Source organism: Microbacterium sp. ISL-103, assembly GCF_018613995.1.
GTDB lineage: Bacteria > Actinomycetota > Actinomycetes > Actinomycetales > Microbacteriaceae > Microbacterium.
Genome location: NZ_JAGGPD010000441.1, coordinates 1 through 6,137 on the forward strand (window position 1 = coordinate 1; position 6,137 = coordinate 6,137).

General features: G+C 68.3%; 10 protein-coding genes. 3 read left to right on the plus strand and 7 right to left on the minus strand.

Annotation, left to right across the window (positions count from 1 at the left end):
• Positions 1-181: 181 nt before the first annotated feature.
• The 4 genes from J7E68_RS15325 to J7E68_RS15340 are packed head-to-tail and all read right to left on the minus strand — an operon-like array spanning position 182 to position 3,729.
• Positions 182-877, minus strand: coding sequence for a DUF899 family protein (locus tag J7E68_RS15325; protein ID WP_215174029.1), 696 nt, complete (start codon positions 875-877; stop codon positions 182-184).
• 60 nt (positions 878-937) lie between these two features.
• Positions 938-2,344 carry an MFS transporter gene (locus tag J7E68_RS15330; RefSeq protein ID WP_215174031.1) on the minus strand — a complete coding sequence of 469 codons (1,407 nt, stop codon included), beginning with the start codon at positions 2,342-2,344 and terminating at the stop codon, positions 938-940.
• 37 nt (positions 2,345-2,381) lie between these two features.
• Positions 2,382-3,452 (minus strand): YbdK family carboxylate-amine ligase, encoded by a 1,071-nt coding sequence (locus tag J7E68_RS15335; RefSeq protein ID WP_215174033.1) that lies wholly within the window; start codon positions 3,450-3,452, stop codon positions 2,382-2,384.
• Positions 3,453-3,462: 10 nt separating this feature from the next.
• A complete protein-coding gene (locus tag J7E68_RS15340; protein WP_215174034.1) occupies positions 3,463-3,729 on the minus strand; it encodes a Rho termination factor N-terminal domain-containing protein in 267 nt (88 codons plus the stop codon).
• Between the two features lie 123 nt (positions 3,730-3,852).
• On the opposite strand from J7E68_RS15340, the gene J7E68_RS15345 reads away from it, so the two are divergent.
• Positions 3,853-4,017 carry a hypothetical protein gene (locus tag J7E68_RS15345; RefSeq protein ID WP_167347464.1) on the plus strand — a complete coding sequence of 55 codons (165 nt, stop codon included), beginning with the start codon at positions 3,853-3,855 and terminating at the stop codon, positions 4,015-4,017.
• Positions 4,018-4,062: 45 nt separating this feature from the next.
• Here J7E68_RS15345 and J7E68_RS15350 read toward each other — a convergent pair whose 3' ends face one another.
• Together J7E68_RS15350 and J7E68_RS19935 are read right to left on the minus strand one after the other, a co-directional pair.
• Positions 4,063-4,263 (minus strand): CsbD family protein, encoded by a 201-nt coding sequence (locus J7E68_RS15350; protein WP_215174035.1) that lies wholly within the window; start codon positions 4,261-4,263, stop codon positions 4,063-4,065.
• Positions 4,264-4,430: 167 nt separating this feature from the next.
• Positions 4,431-4,691, minus strand: coding sequence for a hypothetical protein (locus tag J7E68_RS19935; protein ID WP_251049043.1), 261 nt, complete (start codon positions 4,689-4,691; stop codon positions 4,431-4,433).
• Here J7E68_RS19935 and J7E68_RS19940 point away from each other — a divergent pair.
• Positions 4,690-4,869, plus strand: a complete 180-nt coding sequence (locus J7E68_RS19940) for a hypothetical protein (protein ID WP_251049044.1) — start codon at positions 4,690-4,692, stop codon at positions 4,867-4,869. The two genes, J7E68_RS19935 and J7E68_RS19940, sit on opposite strands and share 2 nt — an antisense overlap.
• 24 nt (positions 4,870-4,893) lie before the next feature.
• Here the strand turns inward: J7E68_RS19940 and J7E68_RS15360 are convergent, their stop codons facing one another.
• Positions 4,894-5,241, minus strand: a complete 348-nt coding sequence (locus J7E68_RS15360) for a hypothetical protein (protein WP_215174039.1) — start codon at positions 5,239-5,241, stop codon at positions 4,894-4,896.
• Positions 5,242-5,549: 308 nt separating this feature from the next.
• On the opposite strand from J7E68_RS15360, the gene J7E68_RS15365 reads away from it, so the two are divergent.
• Positions 5,550-6,035: an FBP domain-containing protein gene (locus J7E68_RS15365; RefSeq protein ID WP_215174041.1), complete on the plus strand. Its 486-nt coding sequence runs from the start codon at positions 5,550-5,552 to the stop codon at positions 6,033-6,035.
• Positions 6,036-6,137: the final 102 nt, after the last annotated feature.

Sequence of the window (6,137 nt, forward strand, 5' to 3'; positions counted from 1 at the left end):
GCGCCGCCGGGCTGGTAGTCGGTGGTCGCTCCCGAGGGTGGCAGAGCGAAGGCGCTCGCGGTCTCGGTGGCTTCTCCGCCGCCGCTCGTGGCGGAGGTCTCGCTCGGCGCCGGGGCCGCGGCGCACCCGACCAGCGAGAGGACCAGCATCATGGTGGCGGCGGCGGCCACCCGTGCGCGCCTCAGCTGCCTGTCCCGTACAGCGCGGCGATCTCTTTCGAACCCATCCCCTGAGAATACGTCTCATGCTGCGGCCATCCCGACGGTGAGTCCTCCCACTCCTCCTGACGGCCGTACGGCAGCAAATCGACGAGGCCCTGCAGCTGACTCATGCGCTCGGTGCCGCGTCCGCTCGTGTGCCAGGTGCGGTACACCGTGTCGCCGTCGCGCAGGAAGACGTTCACACCGAAGCCCTCGTTCGGGCCGGCATCCATGTCAGACCCGAATGAGCTGTCGGCGCTCGAGAACCACGCCATGCGGTTGCCCACTCTCTCGCGGTAGGCGAGAGCCTCGTCGATCGCACCGTTGGTCACGATCACGAATCGTGCGTCGTAGTACCGCTCGAGGAAGTCGAGGCGCGTGAACTGCGACGTGAACCCCGTGCAGCCGGGGCACTGCCACTCGTTGCCGTCGGTCCACATGTGGTTGTAGACGATGAGCTGCGTGTGCTCCCCGAAGATGTCCGAGAGACGCACCGGGCCCTCTGCACCCACCAGCGTGTAGTCGGGAAGCTTCACCATCGGCAGGCGTCGGCGCTGGGCGGCGATGGCGTCGAGTTCGCGGGTCGCGGCCTTCTCGCGCACACGCAGCGCGTCGAGCTCGCGGCGCCATGTGTCGGCGTCGACGACGGCAGGAAGGGGAGTCTGGGTCGTGCTCACGGTGGACCTCCGGTGGTCAGAGAGACGATGCCCCCAGTGTGCGCCCGACCACCGACATCGTCAACCGATCGGCGACGGCTCCTCGTCGACCGGCTGCGCGTCGACCTCCTCGGCCGGATTGCGTCGGATGCCGATCCACGACACGACCCCGCCGAGCACCAGCAGTGCGGCAGTGACCCAGGCCGCGTTGTGGAATCCGTCGAGGTCGAGGGTGCCGCCGATGATCGTCGAGAGCATGGCCACCACGAGCAGTCCGGCGACGCGCGAGACGGCGTTGTTCACAGCGGAGGCGATCCCCGAGCGCGATTCGTCGATCGCGCCGAGGATCGCTGCCGTGAGCGGGGCGACGGTGAGAGAGAGCCCGAGACCCATGACGATCATGGCCGGCAGCACCTGCCACCAGTAGTCGAAGTCCTCGCGGACGAGCAGCAGCATGAGCGAGCCGACCGCCATGGTCAGGGGGCCGACCGTCATGAAGATGCGAGGGCCGAAGCGACCTGCCCACGAGCCGGCGCGCGAGCTGACCAGGATCATCAGGATCGTCATCGGCAGGCTCGCGAGCCCTGCCGCGGTGGCGCTGAGTCCGGCACCCTGCTGCAGATAGACGCCGACGACGAAGCCGCTCAGCGACAGCGCCGCGTAGACGAACAGGGTGGCGAGGTTGCCCCACGCGAAGTCCCGCACCCGGAACAGGGAGAGCGGCATGAGGGGTGCGGCCGAGAGCTGCTGTCGCACCAGGAACCAGGCGAAGAGGGCGGCGCCGACGATGCCGGGCAGCCAGATCGCCGGAGAGCCCCAGCCGAGGTTCGGCTGCTCGATCAGAGCGAACACGACCGCGCCGAGCCCGATCGCGCACAGGGCGCCGCTGAGCCAGTCGACCCGCACGCCGCTCGGGTGCTCCTTCAGCTTCAGGCGCGACAGCAGCACGAGTGTGACGCCGATCGGCACGACGTTGATGAGGAAGACGAATCGCCAAGACAGGAAGTCGACGAAGAGACCGCCGAGAAGCGGGCCGACGAGCTGGGCGGCGGTGGTGAATGCCGTCCACACCCCGATCGCGCGAGACTGCACGTCGGCGCGCATGGTCGCGGTGATCAGCGCGAGGGAGCTCGGCACGAGAAGGGCGCCGGCCGCTCCCTGCGCTGCCCGCGCGATGATCAGGATCAGCGGATCGGGTGCGGCGGCGACCGCGACCGACGCCACACCGAAGGCGACGAGACCGATGCGCATCACGAGCACCCGGCCGTAGGCGTCCGACAGAGAGCCCGCGAGCAGGATCAGCGCGCTGAGGGTGATGAGATACGCGTCGACCACCCATTGCTGTGTGGTGATGCCGCCGCCGAGCTCACGGCTGATCGCCGGCAGGGCGACGGTCACGACCGTGCCGTCGAGGAAGGTCACGAACGACGCCAGGACGGCGACGGAGATCACGAGGCGCTGCAGCGGCGCGAAGCGAGAGGATGCCACACGCTGACATTACTGCCGTCAGGACGCGCGCGGGCCGTCAGTCGGGACGAGTGCTCGAACGGTACAGATCGCGCAGTCCCGCGCTCCCGTTCTGGGCGTACGCCGCCTGCTGGCGTTGGGCTCCCGTTCCCTCCGCGCGGATCCGCGCCAGCCCTTCTGTCACGAGGTCGTCGTCGCCGAGGTGCGCGAGCGTGGGGCGCAGTCGATGAAGCAGCGTCTCGGTGAGGGTCGACGCAGCGGTGATCTCGCCGTTCGACGGGTCGACCAGCCGGGCATCCGGTCCGTATCTCGCGGCGGTCCACAGCGAGGCGTCGATCGCGTCGACCCCCAGCCGGTGGCAGTCGTCGAGAGCGTCGCTGAGCATCAGCGCACGGGTGAGAGCGACGGCGAGCAGCGTCTCTTCGACCGTCAGCTGCGCGTCGAACACACGCACCTCGACGGTGGGGAACCGCTCCGACAGTCGCACGGACCACGACAGTGAGCTGGTCTCGGCGATCGCGCCCATCGCCACGAGCTGCTCGACGTGCGCGCGATAGTCGGTCAGATCACGGAAGTGCGGCGGACTCCACGACGCCGGGAGTCTGCGGATCAGGATGCTCCGCCAGCTGGCGAAACCCGAATCCCTGCCGTGCGCGAACGGGGAGTTGCCGGTGAGAGCGAGCAGGGGCGGCAGCCAGGCTCTGACCCTGTTGACGACGCGGACGCGCTCTTCGTCGTCCGGCACTTCGACGTGGATGTGCAGACCGTTGACCTCGTGCTCGCGCGTGATCTCGACGAGCTGGGCTGAGACCGCGTCGTAGTGGGCCGACGAGGAGACCACGAAGCGATTGGGCGAGATGAACGGGGTGCCGGTGGAGGCGACGAGCACGCCCTGCTCGGCGGCGATGGCTCCGAGAGCACCGCGTGTGCGGAGCAGCTGCGTCCGCGCATCCGTGATGGTCGACGCAGGTTCGGTCGCGGACTCGAGCTGGCAGGTGAGGTACTCGGGGGTGAGGCCACCGCCCACCTCGTCCAGGATGCGCTCGCGCGTCTCGGAGCTCATGGCCGACGGGACGAGTGTCTGCTCGTCGAGGAGGACGAATTCCTCTTCGACGCCGAACCGGGCCACAGGCGCGGCCCTAATGGTCGCGCAGCGCCGAGACGAGCTCGGCCTTGCGCTTGCGGCTGTAACCGGTGAGGCCGATCTCCTTCGCGCGTGCGCGCAGTTCCGCGACCGTCCAGTCCTCGTAGTCGCCGTGCTCGCCGCCTCGGCGCCCGACCGCGCTGCGGCCGTCTCGCGCGGCGGCGTTCGAGATGCGGGCGGCCTTCTCTTTCGAGGCGCCGTCGTCGCGGAGCTCTTCGTACAGCTCCGGGTCCTTCAGAGAGTTGTTCCTGCGTCCTGGCATGTCGTCTTCTCCTCTCGCACGGCGGGAAGCCCCGAGTCAAGGCCCTCGGGACACGGGATCGAGCGGTCTAGGTTGGGTGACCGTAGATGGGCGCTTCCCCCGCGCCCCGAGAAGGGAAGACCGATGAACATCCTGCTGATCATCATCATCGTCGTTGCCATCATTCTGGCCATCACGGGCGGACTCGTGCAGTCCCTGCAGTTCCTCCTGTGGGTCGGCCTGGTGCTGTTGGCCATCGCGGTCATCGCCTGGTTGATCCGAGCGATCTCCGGCAGCCGCACCCGCTGATCCGCGCAGTGAGGCCCGCTCAGGCGGGCCTCACTCCGTGTGCGGTCAGTCCTTGGAGCGCAGGTTCTCGCCGACGTTGTGCGCGGCGTCCTTGACGTTCTCCCCGGCCTGCTTCACCGAAGCCTCGGTCTGGTCGGCACGGCCCTCAGCTTCGAGGCTCTCGTTGTCGGTCGCCTTTCCGACGCCCTCCTTGATCTTTCCGCCGGCCTTCTCCGCTGCGTTCTTGATGTCGTCTGCTCCACTCATGGGGCACTTCCTTTCATCAGTCGATCAATGTCCGTCCACCGTCGCACGGGCTGCGGATCCTGCACACGGGATTGACAACGACGACCTCGCGTGACAGCACCCCTCGGCCGTCGACGTGGACCGCGCAGGCGACTAGCCTGGCCCCAGGCGGGTGGTCCTGCTCGCTCTCACCTCGGCTGCGGTCGACGAAGGAAGCGGTGGAACATGGACTCGATGATGATGGGCGCCATGCGCACGAACATGATGTCGATGCCCGACATGGCGAAGATGGACATGGCCGTCATGCAGGCATGCATGGATGCGTGCTCGGCCTGCGAGCAGGCGTGCACGGTGTGCTCGACGCAGATGATGGACTGCTCTCCGGCGTGCATGAACTGCGCCGACATGGCAGGCACGATGATGCGCTCGATGATGCGGATGCAGGGCATGACCCCCGCGTCGATGATGGCGATGCTCGATGCCTGCATCGCCATGTGCCAGACCTGCATGGACGAGTGCATGGCGCACGCCGACCACAGCGAGGTCTGCAAGATGTGCGCTCAGACCTGCAAGGACCGCATGGACGCGTGCATGGCCGTCAAGGACATGATGATGGCGACCGCCTGAGCGGCCTCGCATCGCACGTCGGGCTCAGCAGAGCGCGACGTTGAACTGCGTGCGGCCCACAGCCAGCACGCCGTAGCGCACGTGCAGGGCGATCGGCGTGCCCGCCGGTGCCTCCAGAGCCGCGCCCGCAGCGTTCCAGGCCACGTGGGCGGCGCCGTCGAGTGTGCGCACGACCAGGTCGCCCGTGGCCGCATCGGCATGCTCGACGACCGCGTCGACCCACTCGCTGCGGGTCGCCGACGCGATGCGCGCCTGGATGAGGTGCAGCGCGTGACCGGCCTCGAACGACGAGCAGGCGAAGCCGTGCCGGCACATGCACGCAGAACGCTCACGCACCGAGAGGGGCGAAAGGTGGTTCAGCGGCGTGGACACGGTGGTCTCCTTCGTGAGCGGATGTTCCGGCAAGAGTAGGTCGGCTGAGAGACAGACGGAACCCGCCCCGACATGCTCCGAAACAAACGGGCGTAGACTCTCCGCGTGCTGTTGTCGAAGAGCGCTCTCCGGATCCCGGGTAGAGCGCGGAATGGAGCCGTGGGCGCGTTCAGCGCCACGGACAGAGGCTGACGATCGCCCGGAGGCGGAACATCCCGTCCCCGGGGCCACGTCGTACCCGGCATCCGTTCGGTTGCCCTCTCCTCTTCTTCGCCGCTGTCTGCGGCCCGCACGAAAGCACTGTTCCCATGCGTCCCATCGACGAGCGCACCCTGCGCACCTCCTTTCTCAACGCCTCCCGCAAAGAGGCGTCCGACCTGACACTGCCGCCCGGCTACGCCGAGATCGAGTTCGACAGGCTCGACTATCTGGGCTGGGTCGACCCGAAGCCCCCTCGTCGCTCGTACGTCGTCGCCTGGGTCGATGACGTGCTGACCGGCGTGATCCTGCAGCGCGCGGAACAGCGCGTGACCGCCCGGGCGCAGTGCTCGTGGTGCGAGGACGTGACGCTGCGCAACGACGTGCAGCTGTACGTCGCCCGCAAGGCCGGGCCCGCGGGACGCAAGGGCGACACGATCGGCACCCTCGTCTGCGCCGAATTCGGATGCTCGCAGAACGTGCGGGTGCTGCCGCCGTTGGCGTACGACGGCTACGACCGCGAGCTCGCGCGCGAGATGCGGATCGTGAAGCTGCAGGAGCACGTCGCCTCGTTCATCGGCGCCGTGCGAGGCTGACCGCTCACACGATCTCGAGGTGCGTCACCGTCTCCTCGTCGTCGCACGCGCCGCCGACCCACAGGCGGATGGTTCCCGCCTCGACCCGCTTGACGCCGTCGA